Consider the following 18,464-nt stretch of genomic DNA (forward strand, 5'->3'; position numbering starts at 1 on the left):
CTTGTCGCCCTGCGGCAGTGCAGCCCCTGATAACCTACAAACATAGAGGAGACCGCATGTTGGTTTTTGCTTTGAGTAGCTTCGGCCTGGCGGCCATTGGGGGACTGGTTCTTGCCAGCCATATCTTGCGCGGCAGATTGGCTCCCTGGTTCCTGTCGCTGGGGCATGCCCTGCTGGGTGCGATCGGTCTGGTCACCCTGATTCTCCTACTGTTGGGTGGAGATAATAGCGGCCAGCGCCTGATTGCCGCCTTTGCCCTGCTGTTGGCGGCAGCCCTCGGCGGCTTCTTTCTAGCCTCCTTCCATCTGCGCAGCAAACTGGCACCCAAGGCTGTGGTGATACTGCATGCCGGCCTTGCGGTAATCGGTTTTCTGATCCTTTTGAGCCTGGTGCTCTGACATGGGTCACCGCCTGCATCCCGCGCTGGTGCATTTTCCGGTCGCCTGCTGGTCGCTGGCCGTGGTGGCGGACTTCGCTGGGTTCTGGTTCGGCGAACCCGCCTGGCGCTGGTCGAGTGGGCTTCTCACAGTGGGTTGTGGCACGGCCATTGTAGCCATGCTCGCGGGCATACTCGAACTGGCATATGTGCCCGAAGGCCCCGCGATGCGGATTGCTTACTGGCACATGGGGGCGATGCTCTGCGCCTGCGCCCTATTCTGCACCCGCCTGCTGCTGCGACTGGAGGATTTGCGCGCGCTGGAGCCGAACACCGTGTCCCTGCTTCTGGATGCTGGCGGTTTCCTCTGCCTGACTGTCGGTGGCTGGCTTGGTGGCAAGCTGGTTTATCACCACGGCGTCTGGCGCTCCGACAGCCATTGACCCGGTAACCCAAGCGGTTGACAGGTCAATGCGACACAGGGACGTGCCCCCGCCGACCCAAATCGGCACGAGCCCGCGGAATACCCGCAGATCCGCGTATCTGCGCCGGCATTACCGGGTTAAAAACCTGCGTGCACACCACCCCGACAAACCATTGCTTGAGGAATCAACACGTGCTGCTCGAATCTGTATTCCAGGAACCTACCACAGCGCCGGAAGTGGGCGTGTCCGACCGCATCCGCCATCGCCTGATCGAGGCGGGGCAGCGCTTCCACGCCAACGACAACATCGCCGCCTTTATCCATGACGGCGAATTGGATGAATTGCGCACAGAGGTTAAACAGAAGCTTCAAGGCTTGCTGCATGCGCTGGTAATTGACACCCACAGCGACCACAACGTCGCCGATACCGCGAAGCGGGTCGCCAAAATGTTCGTGCACGAGGTGTTTCGCGGCCGCTATGAAAAGGCGCCGGCGGCTACGACATTTCCGAACGTTTCTCAGCTCAACGAGCTGATGATCGTCGGACCGGTTACGGTGCGCAGCGCCTGTTCGCATCATTTGTGCCCAATCCTGGGCAAGGTATGGATTGGCGTGCTGCCCAATGCGTCGTCCGACCTGATCGGCTTGTCCAAGTACGCACGCCTGGCCGAATGGGTGATGAACCGGCCGCAGATTCAGGAAGAGGCGGTGGTCATGCTGGCTGACGAACTGGAGCACCGCCTTCAACCAGATGGCCTGGCGATCGTCATGGAGGCCAGCCACTTCTGCATGCACTGGCGTGGGGTCAAAGACAATGACGCGTTGATGCATAACTCTGTCATGCGTGGAGCGTTCTTGAAAAACGCGACGCTACGGCTCGAATTTCTGAATTTGCTTGGAAACCGTCGTTGACTGTCCGGGTTTATTTCATCGGCCGAATCCATCCGGTGGGTATAGCATCCGTTTAACAGCAGGGGCCTTATCGCGCCCAAGTATGCTGTTCGACTGCCCGCCCATGGATCAAACAGATTATCGAGGGCTTGGAAGACCCAATATTCTACGGCTCGAGCCCATTAGATCCGTAGGATGGGCAAAGGAGCGCAGCGACGTGCCCATCAATAGACGAGCCGGGATGGCCATATGGAATATCGCCGTGCCTATTTACCGGGAGCCTGTTATTTCTTCACGGTAGTGACGGATCGACGGCAGCCACTACTGGTAGATTATATAGACCGCCTGCGACACGCATTCCGCCAGGTGCGCAACAAGCACCCATTCGAAATCCAGGCCATCGTCGTTCTCCCCGACCACCTCCACACCCTGTGGAAGCTGCCCCGGGGAGATCACGACTACTCGTCCCGCTGGATGAAGATAAAGCGGAGTTTTTCAGCAGGGCTTCCCGCTACAGGCCTCAGGGAATCACAGAGAGCCAAGCGCGAGAAAGGAATCTGGCAGAGACGCTTTTGGGAACACCTGATAAGGGATGAAGAAGACTGGCAGCGTCATCTCGACTATATCCACTACAACCCGGTAAGGCACGGTTATGTGAGACGGGCCCGCGAATGGCCCTATAGCAGTTTCCACCGGCTGGTGGCACAAGGCTGGTATACGGAGGATTGGGGAAGCGAAGTTTCAGACACGGTGCTCGATATGCAGTTCGAGTGACTGATGGCAGTTCGGTTGTCTGATGGGCACGTCGCTACACTCCTTTGCCCATCCTACATTTGCACTGCCATTCTGTAGCCTACGCCTCGCATTCCGCATTCCGCATTCCGCATTCCGCATTCCGCATTCCGCATTCCGCATTCCGCATTCCGCATTCCGCATTATGATCATGCATTGTCGTAGGATGGGCAAAGGAGCGCAGCGACGTGCCCATCAAATCAACTCACAACTTGCCAACCATATTCAGGAACACGCCCTGGCTGTCGTAATCCAGTTGCGTCAGGTCATCCGAGAAATCGGTGAAATTGTAGCCCACCCCCACCTTCAGATGCTTGCCGATATGCCGGTACAGGCCCACCAGGGCGCCGCTTCTGCGGTCCTGGGCATCGGGCAGGTCGAGCATGCGGCCTTCGATCAGCAGGTCCCAGCGGTTGACGAAGTGCCAGTCGGCGCGCAGTACATACAGGCTGGCGCGGCTGTCGAAAAATTCCGGATCCTGGCGATCCAGACTCAACTGGCCCAAGCGATAGGCGTACTTAGCACCGAGGGTCCAGCGACGACTGATGTCATAGCTGGTATCGACCGAGAAGATATGGCTCTTCTGGATAAATTCCGCGGAGGTATTGGCCACCGTGACCTGATCCCGCGTCGGCACATTGTAGAAGTAGGTGTACTTCAGCAGGGTGTTCAGGCGATCGTTTTGCACCGGGCGGTAGGCGTAGCCCATGACCGCCTCGGTGAATTTGCCATCGTAGAACTCGCCCTGGGAACTCTGGCTGTCGGAATAATTGAATTTGCCGACCAGGCGCCAGTCCGGATTGAGCTGGTAGCTCAGGGTATTTTTCAGCAGCCAGGTATCGCGCTCGGACTCGGTCACCGTGTCCTCGTCCACCGGCGTCTCCATCGCATCGGTGCGGTATTCCACCGCCGACGCGAGGCGGATATCGCCGTCGCTGAAGCCCATGTTGACGCCCACCGCGCGGCGATCCGTCTGCGCGCCGGTGCGCGGATCCTCCAAGGTGCCCGCCTCGACAGAAGTGCCGTAACTCCAGCGGTCGTTCGGCGCCAGATCCATGCCCAGCGCGTGGGTCAGGCCGGTGGAAATATCCCCGTGGCTGTACTGTTCCTCGCCGTAGATGCTGAGGCTGTCGGAGTAACGGCTGCGGAAGCCGCTGCTCATGTTGCCCTTGCGCGCGCGAATGCCGGTGTCGGTGCGCTCGTTGTCGAGGCTGTAATTCAGGTACAGATTAGTTCTGTCGGTAATCAGGTAATCGGTGCCGAGGCGCGCGGCGGTGCCGGTGTCGCCGCCGGACAGTTCGCTGTCCAGCGTCAGTCGCTCACTCACGCGGTAAGCGCCGCCGAAGCCCGCGCGGTTGTTTTCCTCGCGGGTGCCGGTGACTTCCACGGTGCCCTGCACGAAACCGAACGCACTCCAGTCCTCACCGGAATCGTAGGAGGCCTGTAACGCCATATCGGTTCTGTCGCCCTGGGTCTGGGTGGCCGGCACCACCGGCGAGAAATCCTCGCGGCTGTCGGCGCGCGCGCCGGTGCTCAGTCGCCAGTTGTCGTTGAGGCGGTAACCGACCATCAGGTCGACGGCGCTGGTCTGCAGTCCGAGTTCCTGCTCCTTGCTGTCCGCCTTCAGGCCGACGTCGAAGCGCTCGCCGATCGGCACATTGACACTGGCCCCGTACTGGGTGGTTTCGCCGGTGACAAACTGGCCCGGTGCGGAGAAACCGGCTTCGCGCTCCTGGTGGTAGAAAGTACCGGAACCGCGCGCGCCCTCGACAAAATCGCCGAGCTGCAGACTGCCTTCAATTTTGGAAGCGCCCGCCTTGGCGTCTGGGTCCAGCGGTTGTTGCTGCTGATTAAACGTGAAGCCGCCGTCGTAGGAATTGACGCTGTCCAGGTTGCCGCCCTGGCTGTCCGCCACTTCGACCTTCACCCAGCTGCCGGCACTCTTGCGCAGCGTCAGGTCGACGCCCTGCAGGGAGGTCTCGTTGTCTTCCTCGTCCTGCTGGGTGCCGCTGACACCGAGCTTGACGTAATCGCCGAGCCAGTAGTGGGCGCGACCGCCGACGGCGAGCGTATCCATTTCCTCGAAGCCCGGCGTGTACTCGTAGCGCGCGACCAGGAACTGCGGATTGCCGTTGTAGGAACCGTCCTGAATCAGCAGGTTGTCGTTGGCCAGCGCCGACAGCGGTTTGTTCAGCAATACGCGACCCTGGATGTAGTCGATATCGTAATCGATTACCGGAGTCAGGTTTTTCACGCCCAGTACCAGGCCCGAATCCTTGTCCCGCACTTCGACGCGCAGGCGCTCGGAACCGCTGAGCAGATCCTGGTGGCGGAGGAAATACAGCGAGCCGCCGGTACCGCGGTATTCGTCGCGCCCGGCGATGGTACCGGGCTCGGCACCGAAGGCGTCGACCTGGAAGCGCTTCTCGCCGAAGCTGGTCATGGCATCGCTTTCGAAGTGGCCGTTGGCACCGTAGAGGGCGCGATCGATATGGGCCAGCTCGTTATCGGTGTAGGCCGCCTTGAAATTGCCCCACAGGCCGTAGTCATCGTACTTGGAAAGTTTTACGTAAAACTTGCCGGAGGTCGGTGCATCCTCGACCACGGTGGAATCATCGCCGAAGGTCGGATAGTAGAGATCGCTGTCCAGGCGGCGGAACAGTGCGTCCGGGGATTTTTCCAGGAAGTTGGAGAAAAGCTCGTCCACCGGCCCCTCTTCGGTATCCGCACTGGCGGACAGGCGCCAGCCCTCACCGAAACCGCCGCTGGTGTAGAACGCCAGCCGGCCGTCGTAACTGACGGAGTTGTCGTAATGGGTTGAGTCGCCGGTCACCAGCGCGGCCGGGCCGTTGGTCTTGTCGTAACCGATGGTCAGGTCGGCGATACCGACGGTAAACCAGTCGTTGCTGGCAAACTGCAGATCGCGCAGGAACAGATCGCCGTTGCCTTCACCATCGAGCACCGCCACTTCCACCGTGTGCATGCCGCGATCGAATATCTGCTCGGCGACAAACTGACCCTGCTCGTTCACCGGCACCGGATTGCCGCCCAGCCAAACGGTGTGGTTTGCGGGAATATCTGCACCGTTCACCAGCACACTATTGCCGTCCAGCGGGATGTTGCGGCGCGCCAGGCGGTTCTCGCCGTAACCCACCAGCAGCTCTGTGTCGGCGTCGCCACTTTCGGCCGGCGGGTCGATGCTGTCCACCAGCCACAGCGACTGCGGGCGGGTCTCGTCGTAACGGCCCTTGTCGTCGTAAGCGCGCACCAGGTACTGCAATTTTTTCAGCGGCGCCTGGAATTCCTCGAATTCCGCCTGCCACTCGCCCTCACCGTTTTCATCCAGTTCCAAAACCGCCAGCGGTGCGTCGCGCAGGGACTGATCTTCCTCGAACAGGCGCACTTCGGTGCGTTCGATAAAGGACGGGTAGTTGCTGTAGCTCTTGAACTGCACGCGGCTGTCGGCGATTTCCGTTTCCGGATCGTCCGCGTAGCGGATGGTGCTCGGCCAGGCGGTGACATTCAGGCGCGGCTGCATTTTCTTGTTGTCGAAGCGGAACTGGATATTGGCGTTTTCCAGGGCCACGTCGGTGCAGCGCTGCAGGTCGGCGGAGTTTTTGTAGGGATCGTATTCCGGGCTGCCGTCCACGGTGATGCGCATCAGGTTCAGCGCGTAGGGATTGTGGGCCAGGGCCTCGCGGTTGATACGCTCGATTTCCAGGCGATCTTTATCCGCCAGCACCGCCAGCTCATCGTAGAGCACCTGCACTTCCACGCGGGCGCCGTCCAGCTGGATAAAGCCGGTCGCCACCACGTCATCGGACTGCACGTAACCGCGGCCCTCGAACTCCACCTGTTCGTCGCTGAGCTGCAGTTCCTGTTGGGCCTGCTCCATGGCGCGGCGCGCGCGTGCACTGGACAAGCCGACATCGTCGCCGTAGACCATCGCCTCGCGGCGCTCCATGCGCTCGTTGTCGCTGTAGCCGATAAAGCTCAGGCGTACATTGGCCTTGCCGGCAACCTCCGCCATCGCATTGCGCATCTGCATCAGCTGCGCCTGGGAAATCAGCGGATCACCGTTATCGAAGCGAATCGGAGGAATCGGGCCGCTCGGGGATTCGTGCGCAATGGTAATGGTCTCGGCACCGGCCGCCTCCGGACAGGCCTGCACACCGTCACCGGCGGTTTCCAGCGCATCGTCGTACCAGAATTCCACTTCGACGCGGCGGTTCAGCGCGCGCCCCTTCGGCGTGTCGTTGGCGGCCAGCGGCTGGGTGGCGCCCTTACCACTGCTCGTTACCATATACTCGGGCAGGCCCAGAGTATCGCGCACGGCCAGTGCGACCCTCCTGGCCTCGGCGCGGGACAGCGCCATATGATCGCTGTACAACTGTGCCGGCCCCTCCGGCAGCGGCAAGGCATCGGTGTGGCCGACAAAGTGAATCACCAGATTGTTCTTGTCAGCCAGATTCGCCCGCACTTCGCTGATGCGGCGCACGAAGGCCTCGGGCAGGTCCACCTGCCCGGCTGCGAGCCGCAGCGGCGTAACCAGGTTTTTCATGCGCGCGCGCTGTTCGCTGCCGGCGGTGTAATGCAGGCGGCAGACGGTTTCCTGGCGGCACACCTTGACCCGGTTCAGCGCCAGCGCCTCGGCACGAGCGCGCTCGGCCATCGCCTCGGCGTCCAGCGCGTCGTAGGTGACCAGTACCTGCACGCGGCGATTCAGTTCGCGCCCGGCGGTAGTGATATTGTCGGCAACCGGTTCGGCGTCACCGCGCCCCTCGAAGGACACCATGTCTTCCGGCAGCTCCAGTGCCAGCTGGAAGAACTCCGCCACCTGCTGGGCGCGGGTGCGGGTAAACTCCTCTTTATCGGCAAACTCCTCCAGCTGCTCCGCGCTCAGCGGGTCACTGTCGGTGTGGCCGATAAAGCGCAGCTGCAGGTTGGGTTGCTCGCCCAGCTCGGCGAGCTTCTCCTTCAGTTCTTGCACGGATGCCGCATTGATTTCTTCATCCACCGACTGGAACAGCAGCGGCTCGATGAAATCTTCCTCGATAACCGGCTCCGGCGGTGCGACAAAACTGGTCGCATCCTGCACCCACTGGCGACGCGGCTGACCGAGGATCATGGACTCGGTGTTGTTGCCGATTGGTTTCTCTTCGTAGACAGCCTCGGGCTCCGCCTCTTTATCGGCTGAAGGCTCCTCGACCTCTGGCGACAGCCCGGGGATTCTCTGCCACACCTGCCACCAGGAAGTCTCTTTCGACTGGACCTGTTCTGTTTCCTGAGCAAATGCCGGCAGCGCAAGGAAGGCTGCCAGTGTCAGGACCAAACGCCGGTCGCTGCCATTGGCGGATGGCCGCCCCGCCGCTCTTACCGCGGTAGAGATTTTTTTATGCGTGCCGCATTTATCAGAGAACATCACTGTAATCCTTCCTTGCTCGGCGGCGCTCCACGTCGCCAGAAGATTTCGGTTTCTATAGTCAGCTCGTAGTCGCCGTACTGCTCGGCCCACTGCTCGGCAATCTGCGCCTTGATGTGGTCCAGTCGCTCGTCCACCAGCCCCGGCTCCTCATTTTCCGCCAGGTAGGCGAGGCGCAGCACGGACGGCGCTTCACTCAGTTTTTCCAGCAGCAACTCGGTGCGCGAATGCCACTGCGGGCGCAACTCGGTAGTACCCGGCTCGAATACCGCCTCGGCCATATCCAGGCGCACGACGCGGTGCAGGCTGGAGCCGAAGTTGACCTTGATCATCTTGCCTCGGGTCGCGCGCACTACCCGTGGGTTTTCACTGGTGAGGCGATAACCACTGGGCAGGCTGCGATCATCGAGTTTCAACACGAAGTTGGAACCGCGATCCTGGTTCGGCACCACCGCACAGGTGATATGGAAACGGCCGTGGGCATCGGTCGTGGCGTTGAGGCCTGTGGCGGTAACCACCCGCGCTCCGGGCACGCCGCCTTCTCCGGCGTCCTGGTAACCGTTCATATTTTTATCGTCGTAAACCTTGCCGATGACATCGGTGCAATCGAAGGTCGGGTCGGGAATCACGCGCACCGTCGCCGACGCCTCTCCGGAAGCAACCTGCCCGGAAAGGTCGTTGAACATCCGCGCGCGGTTGATGTACTCATCCTCGCCGACACCGGAACCGACTACCAGTAACAGCTTCACGGTACGGGTCTGATCTGGATCAACACGCAGGTTGGACCAGATCAATTGCAAGCCCTCGGTCTGCGGCTCAACCGCCATGCCGTCAAGCTGTGCCGAGCCCGCCACATACTTGAAGCCCGCCGGGAAGAAATCCACCAGGCGCAGGTCGGTCAGCGGTACCGGCAGGGTGTTGCTGAAGGTGATGGTGTAGGGCACCAGCTGGCTGCGCGTAACGTTGAGCATGGCTGCAGTCTTGGTAATCGACAGCGCACCATCCAGCTGCGGATCAACCGCAATGTGGTTGTTGAACAGCTGGCTCTCACCCGGGATACGGTTGTCGTCGAGTCGCAAACGCAGGTAGTAATTGGTCGCATCGCTCTGCGCATCCACATCCACCGGCTGCGGCAATTCGGACAGTTGCGCCTCACAATAGTCGGCGGTGCCGGGAACGGCGTCCGCGCTGCTGCCCAGACAGGCGGCGACATCGAACGCGGCAGTATCACCATTCGTTTGCGGCGGAATGATCTGGGACTCGCCGGCAATGTAAGCATCGCCCGGCATCTGTACCTGAATCAGGTAGTCCGAATTCGCCGCACAGGCTGCACCGCTGAAATTGATATCGAACTTGTAGTGACCGCCAGGCTGGGTGACCTGTCCCTGCTGTTTCGGATCGTCAAAGCAGCTGTCCGGCAGCGCCATGCCGCTGGATACGCTCAACATGGTTACCGTGGCGCCGGATACCGGCACGCGCAGTACGGAATCGTAGATGACACCGTTCGGCGTCAGCGGCAGGTTCAGGTTCTGTAAGTTGGAACCGGAGCCCACATAGATATCGCTGATTTTCTGCGGACCATTGGTGAAGTCGGAGCTGCCATTACCCAGCGAAGCAGTGCTGGCGCCGGCGTTGGGGGCGCTGTAGCGCAGCTCATAGCTGGCACCACCGGCTGTCGTACTCGAGGCATAGTTCGGCACCAGCCCGGAGAACTGGAAGAAGCCGTTTTCATCACTCTGCACGGTATCCTGCAGCGCATTGTTGAAATACAGCGCCACGCTCCAGTTCTGCAGCAGGCGCTCTTCGCCGTCGAGCACACCGTCGAAGTTGACATCGTGCCAGAGATAGCCGGCCAGGTTCGCGATACCCGGGGTACCGCCGAGATCGATGGCGACACTCGCCTGCGCCATTGAGGCCGGATCATTCCATTGCACCTGTGCAGTGTTCAGAACCCGATAGCCAATGGCCAGATTGTCCGCGAGGCGAGCCTGGAAGCGCAGCGTGGCGGTAGCGTCCGGCTGCAGCTCGCCGAAAGTACCGGCGAAGTCGGCGGTAATTACCGAGCCCGTCATCGTGATGCCCGCTGCCTGGCCATTCAGTTGCGCCGAGCCGCCCACGTAGGTGAGCACACCGTCACCGGCCACCAACAGGTCATCGGTGATGGTTACATAGGTAGCCGGCACGCCACTGATGTTGGTGACCTTCACCAGGTATTCCAGCACCGCACCCGGCTCGGCAGCAGCACCGCCGACCACCGCCACCTCTTTGGTGATGGACAGCTGCTGCGCATCACCGACCACGACCTGCGTAGGTTGCGCGCCATTGGACGGGTTGCCGTCGGCATCGGTTAGCGTCAGCGGCAGTTCAACGGTAGTGACACTGCCCTGGTTGCTGATCACCGTACCGGTTGGGGTACCCGCGTTGACGCGTACTTCGAAGGTGACCGTGGCCGTCTGCCCGGAAGTAATCGCGCCCTCGCCCGCGCCGGGTAGCGGCGGTGTCAGATCATCGGAGGCAATCGGCAGCCCCGCATCCAAACGCGAAGTACCGCCGCCGTTGTCCGCGACATCAAAGCCGTTCAACTTGGTAGTGCCGGCCTCATAGGTGGTGTTGGCCGGCATCTGGTCGGTCAGCACCGCATCGGTGGCATCCACACCGCCGGCATTGGTGACGGTGATGGTATAGCGCAGTACATCGCCCGGATCGACGATGCCGACGGACAGGTTGTCCTCGGAAATTTCCACGGTCTTCTGCACCAGCAGCAGCGGCACATCACCGACGATGTCCACGGTGGGGTCATTGACGATTTCGGTGGTCGGGTCGTCCGACGCCACCTCTTCGAAAGCGCCACTACCGGTACCGCCGCCGTTGACGAAGCCCTGGTTGGAAATCAGCGTGCCGTCGCCGACATCGTTAATGGTGACGTCGAAGGTAATCACTGCCGGCTCGGCGCCGCTGGCTGCGGCGGCAATAACACCGGCCGCCTCTCCCGGCGAGTTGATCGCCATATCCGCGGACAAAGCGGTAGTTCCGCCGACGTCAGCCACGGCCGCGCCGTTCAAAGTGGTGGAATTGGCAATGTAAGTGGTATTCGCCGGCACTAGGTCGCGCAGCACCATATCCACTGCATTTTCGCTGCCGGTGTTTTCTACGCGAATGGTGTAGCGCAGGGTGTCCCCTGCCAGTAACAGATCCGCATCATCGGTAATATCCTCCGAGGTCTTTTCAACCCGGAACAGCGGTGTGGAGCTGATCAGTGTCGCGGTCGGGTCCTCGGCACCGCCCACCAGCGGATCATCACTCAAACCAAAGACCACATCGCTGATGGTCAGCTGGGCCTGGTTGAGCACCACCGTGCCGCTATTAATTACCGACGCGAGCGTGACTTCGAACACAATGGTCAGGGTATCGCCGGGCTGCCCCGCCTCGGCAATCGTCAGGTTGCTGACCTCGAGCAGGCCGGTGCCCTTGGTGCCGCCGTTAGCGGTGACATTTATTACTCCGCTGGACGCCTGTGCATTGCCTATGGAGTTCGGCGCAAACATCGCCGACGCATTGAGGCGATCCAGCTCATCCACAAGGGTGAAATCACTCAGCGGCACATCGCTGGTGTTCTGGATTTCGATCGTGTATTGCAGGCGATCGCCGGGACTGGCCTCTGTGCCCGCCTGGCCGGTGGTCAGGTTCAACACCGTCTTGCGGGTTTCCAGAATCACCGACTCAACGGAAAACTCGTGGCTGTCCTGGTGATCCACAACGCCGGGCGTACCGTCGGTGAGCTGGCGCTGGTAGGCAAAGCGCTCGGACGATGAGGCGTCGGCGCTGAACCATTGCGTGGCACCGGCGATATTTACCAGCGTGCTGCCATTGATGTTGTCGCCGTCCGCCTCGACCTGATAGCTCAGGCTCAGGCGGTCGCCTGGCGCCAGCGCATCGTCGGTCTGCAGGGTGGCGGAGAACTCGCAGGTAGGATCGCCGGCGACAAAATTAACCGCAAAGTCCGCCGCACTCAGGGTAACGGTGGAATTGTCAGCCTTGTAAATCACCGCGGTCTGAATCGCTGGCTGAACATCGCAGATACCGCCCGGGGTCGGGTTGGGCAGCCAGTCGGTCAGGGTCACGTTCCAAGCGCTCGAGTCACCGCTGTTCAGCACATCGAGGGTGAAATTGTCCGGCGTGCCCACATGCAGGGATGCCGGGCCGGTTTTATCTACCACCAGTTCGGGGTGAACGATGGTCACCGGATTGGCATCACCGCCAGTGCTGGCATCATCGCCCTGGCGCGCAACGCCGTTGTCGTAGTCGTACCAGGCGCGGTTTACAAACGGTGTCGTGCGGGCCTGGTTATTGGCGGAGTTCAGTACCTCAACGGTAATCTGCACTTCCACCTGGCCGCCGGCGGGAATATCGATTCCGCCGCTGGTGTCGAAGAGCACCAGGTTATTCGCAGAGCCGCTGTTGGTGAGTGCAACACCGCCCAATGTGGCGGCGACAAAGCTCAGGTCCACACCGGTAGCGGCCAGGTTGTCATGGATCTGCACATCCTGCAGTGCCACATTCACCGGCGTCGCGGGCACCGTGATGGTGTAAGTCAGCTGCTCACCGATGGCGACGGTAGTCTGCGTAGCGACCTTGCTCAGCACTCCCGGTCCGGGAGTGGTCAGCGCGGCGGTCGCCGGGGCACTGGGACCGTATTCCTGGCGCTCGCCCACTACACCTTCGCTGGGCACATCGTTATTGTCGAACGAGTAGTAGAGCTCGGCCTGGGCGCTGTTGGTCAGCGTCAGGCCAGCGCCGAGATCGGTATCGGCACTGACTTCATAAACCAGCGTCAGCGTCTCGCCGGGCTGGATGGTGTAGGTGTCGGCGCTGCCACTATCGAGATTCCAGCGGGCGATACCGGTATTGGCGTCGTAGCTCGGAACCAGGGTGCTGCTGATACCGTTGATGGAAACGGTACTCGGGCCGCCGTTCTGGCGCATGCCCACGGGCAGAGTGTCACTCACCACCAGGTCGTAGGCCGGCGCCGCACCACCGTTGGTGACCGCCACCGTATAGGTAGCGATTTCCCCCGCGACGATGACGTCGTCACCGTCGGCCGTGGTCGCGCTCTTGGCCACGGACAGCTCCGGTTGCAGCAGTTCCACCGTCGCTTCGGCGGTTTTGGTCGGTGCCGCAACGCCGGCCACGGTGTAGTCCAGGGTGGCACTGTTGAGTAGCTGCCGGGATGTGGGGTTTTGGGCCAGGACGTCGTTCAGTACTCGCGCACGATAGACGATCCGCAGTTCATCACTGCTGCTGCCCACCGGGTTGGTCAGGGAGGCCCAGTTCCAGCTCAGTGTCTGCGGGGCACTGATGCCATCTCCGCTGACGAGCGGATCTGCGGTGCCCGCGACGCCGAATTCGCTGACGCTGACAACGCGCTCGAACACCATGCCCAGCGGCAAGCTGTCGACCAGCTCCAGGTCGCTGTGAGTGCCTTTCTGCAGCCCGAGAGTCAGGGTGAAATCCACCCGGTCGCCCACGCGCAGGTTGTCATCGCCGGCACCGAAGGTGTCGGTCAGCCACGCCTTGGCCAGGGTCGTATTGTCCGGCGCGCCCACATTGGTGCTGTCGGAAGCGCGGTAATCGTTAAAGCCACCGCTGCCATCGCGCTCGTTACTGTCAGCGCCACTCAGGCTGGTCCAGGTGGCGGTGGCGACGTTACTCAGGATTTGTCCCGGTGCCACATCGTCCTGCACCTGCACCTGGTATTCGACAACTACCTGCTGGCCTTTCACCAGATCCCAGGCGGGCCAGCTCAAAACCTGCGGCGAGCCGGTGACTGTCGGCTCACTGGCCGCGCCGTCTACAGTTGCGGTGCCGGCTAGGTATTGCAGGCCGGTGCTGAGGGTGTCCACCAGCAGCAGGTCAAAGGCGGTGGAGAAATTGGCTCCGTCCTGTGCTTCCAGCGTCACGGTATAGGTGAGGATGTCACCGACCTGCGCGGTGGTATCCGGATCTACAATCTTGTCGACGGTAACCTGCGGCTCCACGATCAGCAGTTCGGCTGACGGCGCACTCGCAAGCGCGGTGCCGCCATCGTAGATGTAGGAAGCGCTGTTGCTGAAGGTATCCCCCGCATTGGTATCCACGGAGTTCGCCACGTGGGTGGTCAAAGTAACCACCACTTCCTGCCCCGCGGGTACGCTGGCCAGAACCAGGCTGATGTCCTGACCACTGCTGTTGTCGGTCACCGTCGCCGGGTTTCCACCGGCGGCGACAGCGGCGCTGTCATAAATCAGTGCCGCCGGCAGCGTATCGCTGATCACCAGGTTATTGCGCACGATATTGTCGGCCGGCACGGTGATGCTGTAAGTCACCGTCTCGCCGATGGTGACCTCGCTGCCGGGGGACAACAGCGCTTTCACCGGCGGTAGCGGGTTGCTGCCGTTGATCATCCACACATGATCGGCGGTGCCGTCGGTGTATTCCTGTCCAGCGGTTGCCGGCAGGGACCAGTAGTTGTCCAGCGCGGCGCCGTTGCTCCAGGCGGCGGTAGTGGTCACATCGGTATGGAAACCAATGCTGTAGGTCACCGTCAGACACTGGCCCGGCGGCAGCGGCACATCATCGTGCAGAACGATTTGGAAACTGCCGCCGCGGGTCGGTGCCGTGTAATCGAAATCGGAAACGGCCACCGCGGCGCCATTGATAGCTACCGCCGGCGCTGTCGCCAGGTCGGCCTCATCCAATTGGCTGGCCAGGGTATCGGTCACTGCAACGTTATAGGCCGGAGCATCACCGTTGTTACAGCTTTGCAGTGCAAAATCCATCTGATGGCTGGCGAGATCCACCAGATAGGGGGTAGCCTGGGAGCCATCGCCACTGACCGCCACCGGGTTGGCGCCATCGGTGACGGTGCCCGTCTTGTCGATTGCCGTCAGCAATGGTTGCAGCACATCGATGGAAACACTGGCGGGGATCGGCGCGGCAGCGCCGGTGTAGGTCAGCTGCGCGCTGTTGGGCAAATTGGTGATGGCGGTATGAGCCAGGGTGTCGGTAATGACTTCCGCCACATACTCGATCACCAGCTGATCGTTGGTGTCGTCCGCATCCGGGGTGTTGGTGATATCGCCCAGATCCCAGGTCAGCGCACCAGTATCACCGGCGGCGGGCTGGGCAATCGGCGTCACGCTGACATTGCTACCATGGGTCAGAGCGGCACTGACCAGCTGCAGGCCGGCTGGCAGTGTGTCCACGACCTGCACAGATTCGGTCAGACCCTCGCGCAGGGTCAGCGTCAGCTGGTATGTCACGCTATCGCCGACGCGCAGCTTGCGGTCAACCGCTGTGCTGAAGGTGTCGTCCCAGCTATCGGCGGCCACAGTCTTGGCGAAAGCGGTATTGTCCTCGGTTGCCAGGGGCTGACTGGCGACCGTAATAAAATAATTGTTCAGGGCTGCCGCATCCGGAGCATCGCCACCGGTGCGTTCTTGAGTTACCGGACCATCGAGGGAGGTCCAGTCCGCCGTTACGCTATTGACCAGGTCACTGCCGTCGACGGTGTTTACCAGTACCCGGTAAACCAGGGTCAGGGTCCCGCCCACCGGTATATCCAGAGCGTCGCCATTTGCGCGCCCCCAGGTCAGTAGATTGCCGTTGATATCGGGGGCGGCAGGGGCGCCGTCAATAGTCGCGGAGCCGGATTCCAGGGTTACGCCTGTGGGCAGGGTGTCGACCATAGCCAGGTCGTAGGCCACGGAGCTACCATTGTTGGTCAGTGCGACCGTGTACTCCAGGGTATCGCCGCCCCGGGCCGCCGCAGTGCCACCGCGGCTGATATTGGTGACCGACTTTGCGGCTGTCAGGTTCGGCTCGACGATGGTCATCGCCGCAGTGCTGTTGCCAGATCCCATATTCTGGCTGCCGCCCTGGGTGCGACTGTAGCTGTAACTGGCAGTATTGCTGAAGGTGACCCCGTCCTGGTTGGCGAGATCGTTTTTCACCCGCACCCGCAGCGTTACCAGGGCCTGCGCGCCCGCCGGGATATCCAGCCCGGTGACGGTATCCTGCAGCAGCAGATCAGTGCCAGTGCCGGTGTTGCTCAGGGTGTAATTCGTCGCGCCGACCGCGGCGGTGGCTGCGACGAATTCGAGTTCGGACGGCAGGCTGTCGTGGACCTGCACATCGTACAGCGGCGCTGGGACCGCTGTCGCAGGTACGGTGATCGTGTAACTGAACTCCTCGCCAATCGCCACCTCGGTGTCCGCCGGATTCTGCTTCAGCAAAGGACCGATGGAAACGATGTTGATAACGGTCGCATCCGGCAGCGCAGCTGCCGGCGGATCGGCCTGGTTGTAAACGCCATTTACATTGGGGTCATCGCTGGACGCTGAAAATGAAACACCACCGGTATCAGCATCCTCGGCATCCATCTGCGCCTGGTTGCTGACTGTATCTCCTGTTACGAGCCCGGCAAGCGTATCCACCTCGAAGGCCACTTCGATAGAGGCGAGGCTCGAACCCGGAATCACATCGAGGTCACCGGTGGGGGAGCTGATGGTAATCAGCCCCGCGCCGTCTATTGAACAGCTGGCGCCGGTCGGGCAGGTACCTTGGTCGATAACGACGGAAGCGAGATCGAATCTCGAAAGATCCAGCTGGTCCGTGATCTGGACGTTGTAGATATCCTGGTCGAGGTTGAATAGCCGCAGCGTGTAGCGCAGCCGGTCCCCGGGGAAAGCCGTTGTTGTGGGGGCTTGCCCGGTGGTGACATTGCTGACCGTTTTCTCGAAGTAATAGCCGCTGAGCGCGGCAGTCACGGAAACCGCATCCTGCTCGTCGTCGGTGCCCACAGTGCCGTCCGTGAGCTGGCCAGAAAAATCGATTCGACTGCTATTGGTGCTCGCATCGTTGTACCAGGTAGTGGCGGCGGCCACATTGGTAAGCACTTCTCCATTAGCCGGCTCATTGGGTCTGCCAGGCTGGTCCATCTGGCTGCGGTAAGTGATTTGCAGCTGTTGGTTCGGCGCCAGACCGCCTGCCGCGTCCAACAGTTCGATGGTCAGCAGACCCGGCCCGGAATTGTAGGACACCGTAAAATCGGTTCCTTCCGTCAGCGCCGCGCCCGCCATGGTGACCGTGATGGTATCGGTGGTGGGATCAAACTCCTGCATCCCGACCGGCAGTTCATCCTCGATCAGGATATTCCAGGCCGGTGACCCGCCCACGTTCTGCACATTCAGGGTAAATGTGGGCATATCGGCAAAATTAATCGCGCTCGCGCTGGTGCCTTTGGTCATCACCAGATCGGGGGCGGAAATGCTCAGCAGTTCGGCGACACCGTTCTCCCCCGGCAGCGGATCGTAAAAATCGTCGCCAATTTTCCGCGCGAACTCCCACTCGGCGGTGTTGATAAAGGATTTGCCAATAAAGTTATTCGCCGTATCCTTCAGCTCCACCTCAAATTCAAAATGCACCTGCTCGCCGGCGGCCAGAATATTCGGATTGATAATCTCCAGTGCAATCTTGCCCGGATTATTGTCGCTGCCGCCGCCCTCGTAACTACGGTCGTAATCCACCCCCTCGACCATCGGCGTGCTGCCGTAGCGCGCCCGGACTGCGCGAACTATCAGATCCACGCCCAGGGTCCCCGAAGAGAGATCATCCCAGATGGTGATGGACTGGATCTCGTTCGGAGAGCCCACGCCCGGCAATACAGTTCCGGAAACCGGGTCGTACATCACCGGCACGTCGAGGGTATAGATAAACGGCACACCCACTGTTACGGAGGAAATCGGCGTACCCGTCAGGTCCGTGGCCCGTTTATCGATCTTTTCCACCGGGATAATAAGGTCCTGGCACCCCTCCTTTACCGAGCTGAAGTCCGATCCGTTTACCGCCCAGACATAGGCCTTGCCGCCGTCGACGTTGGCACAGGCAAAGTTACCCGTGTAGCAAACGTTGTCGAAAATAATCAGGGTGCCCTCTTCGACGCTGGCGAAGTTCAGGGTCGAACTCAGCGGGCTAGCACAGCTGAAATTCTTGACGGTACAGGAACGATCGATGGAGAGCTGTTCCGACCCGGCGAAGGCTCGCCCATCGTTGGCGATGGACCCAGGTCCATCGATCACACAATCTTGCGGCAGGCCAGGGTCACCGGGCACGGTGGGTACGGAGGAAAAATCAGAGGTAGCGAAGTTAGCGGCCAGTACCATCTGGCTAAAAGGCAGGGACAACAGCAAACCCAGCAGCAGATGCGCACAAAATTTAGACAGCGATGCGGCGCAACTGCTGATAAGACCAACAAGTGCATTCGCCCAAGATTTCTGCCCAGTTACATCCGACATCTTCGTCACTTATCAGCCGCCGTTTTCAATTGACACTGTTGCCTGCAGCACACAGGTGTTAGCACCAGGCAGACACCCCCCGGTGGGCGAACTTTATTCAGAAGCGGGATTCGAGGCCGTGAAGCAGGTCATAAATAGCGGCTTGACAGGTAACTTTTTTAAGGTTTGCCAAATGGTTCTCAGGGAAAGTTGAGGTAGATTCTTAAGTAGTGGGAACGGGCTCCTGAG

Annotated in this window: 6 protein-coding genes; 4 read left to right on the top strand and 2 right to left on the bottom strand. The window is 60.9% G+C overall.

All coding sequences use genetic code 11. The features are described 5' to 3' along the window. Window positions 1–56 precede the first annotated feature (56 nt). From BUC36_RS06735 to BUC36_RS06750, 4 genes are all read left to right on the top strand, one after another. Window positions 57–398: a hypothetical protein gene (locus BUC36_RS06735; RefSeq protein ID WP_073272987.1), complete on the top strand. Its 342-nt coding sequence runs from the start codon at window positions 57–59 to the stop codon at window positions 396–398. A gap of 1 nt (window position 399) precedes the next feature. Further along, window positions 400–819: a DUF2231 domain-containing protein gene (locus BUC36_RS06740; RefSeq protein WP_073272989.1), complete on the top strand. Its 420-nt coding sequence runs from the start codon at window positions 400–402 to the stop codon at window positions 817–819. 173 nt (window positions 820–992) lie between these two features. Further along, the gene (folE, locus tag BUC36_RS06745) at window positions 993–1,712 is read left to right on the top strand and encodes a GTP cyclohydrolase I (RefSeq protein WP_073272993.1); all 720 of its coding nucleotides are present in this window, start codon (window positions 993–995) and stop codon (window positions 1,710–1,712) included. Between the two features lie 228 nt (window positions 1,713–1,940). Beyond that, a complete protein-coding gene (locus tag BUC36_RS06750; protein WP_073272995.1) occupies window positions 1,941–2,465 on the top strand; it encodes an REP-associated tyrosine transposase in 525 nt (174 codons plus the stop codon). A gap of 223 nt (window positions 2,466–2,688) precedes the next feature. Here the strand turns inward: BUC36_RS06750 and BUC36_RS06755 are convergent, their stop codons facing one another. Together BUC36_RS06755 and BUC36_RS06760 are read right to left on the bottom strand one after the other, a co-directional pair. Continuing rightward, window positions 2,689–7,905 (bottom strand): OmpA family protein, encoded by a 5,217-nt coding sequence (locus BUC36_RS06755; protein ID WP_234994906.1) that lies wholly within the window; start codon window positions 7,903–7,905, stop codon window positions 2,689–2,691. Continuing rightward, window positions 7,905–18,125 (bottom strand): isopeptide-forming domain-containing fimbrial protein, encoded by a 10,221-nt coding sequence (locus BUC36_RS06760; RefSeq protein ID WP_159435992.1) that lies wholly within the window; start codon window positions 18,123–18,125, stop codon window positions 7,905–7,907. The genes BUC36_RS06755 and BUC36_RS06760 overlap by 1 nt, the downstream gene beginning before the upstream one ends. Between the last annotated feature and the right edge of the window lie 339 nt (window positions 18,126–18,464).

Source organism: Microbulbifer donghaiensis, assembly GCF_900129095.1.
Taxonomy (GTDB): Bacteria; Pseudomonadota; Gammaproteobacteria; order Pseudomonadales; family Cellvibrionaceae; genus Microbulbifer; species Microbulbifer donghaiensis.

Bases quoted from the DNA above. Each gene is read 5' to 3' on its own strand.
- BUC36_RS06735 (WP_073272987.1), top strand. From the start codon at position 57: ATGTTGGTTTTTGCTTTGAGTAGCTTCGGCCTGGCGGCCATTGGGGGA.
- BUC36_RS06740 (WP_073272989.1), top strand. From the start codon at position 400: ATGGGTCACCGCCTGCATCCCGCGCTGGTGCATTTTCCGGTCGCCTGC.
- BUC36_RS06750 (WP_073272995.1), top strand. From the start codon at position 1,941: ATGGAATATCGCCGTGCCTATTTACCGGGAGCCTGTTATTTCTTCACG.
- BUC36_RS06755 (WP_234994906.1), bottom strand. From the start codon at position 7,905: ATGTTCTCTGATAAATGCGGCACGCATAAAAAAATCTCTACCGCGGTA.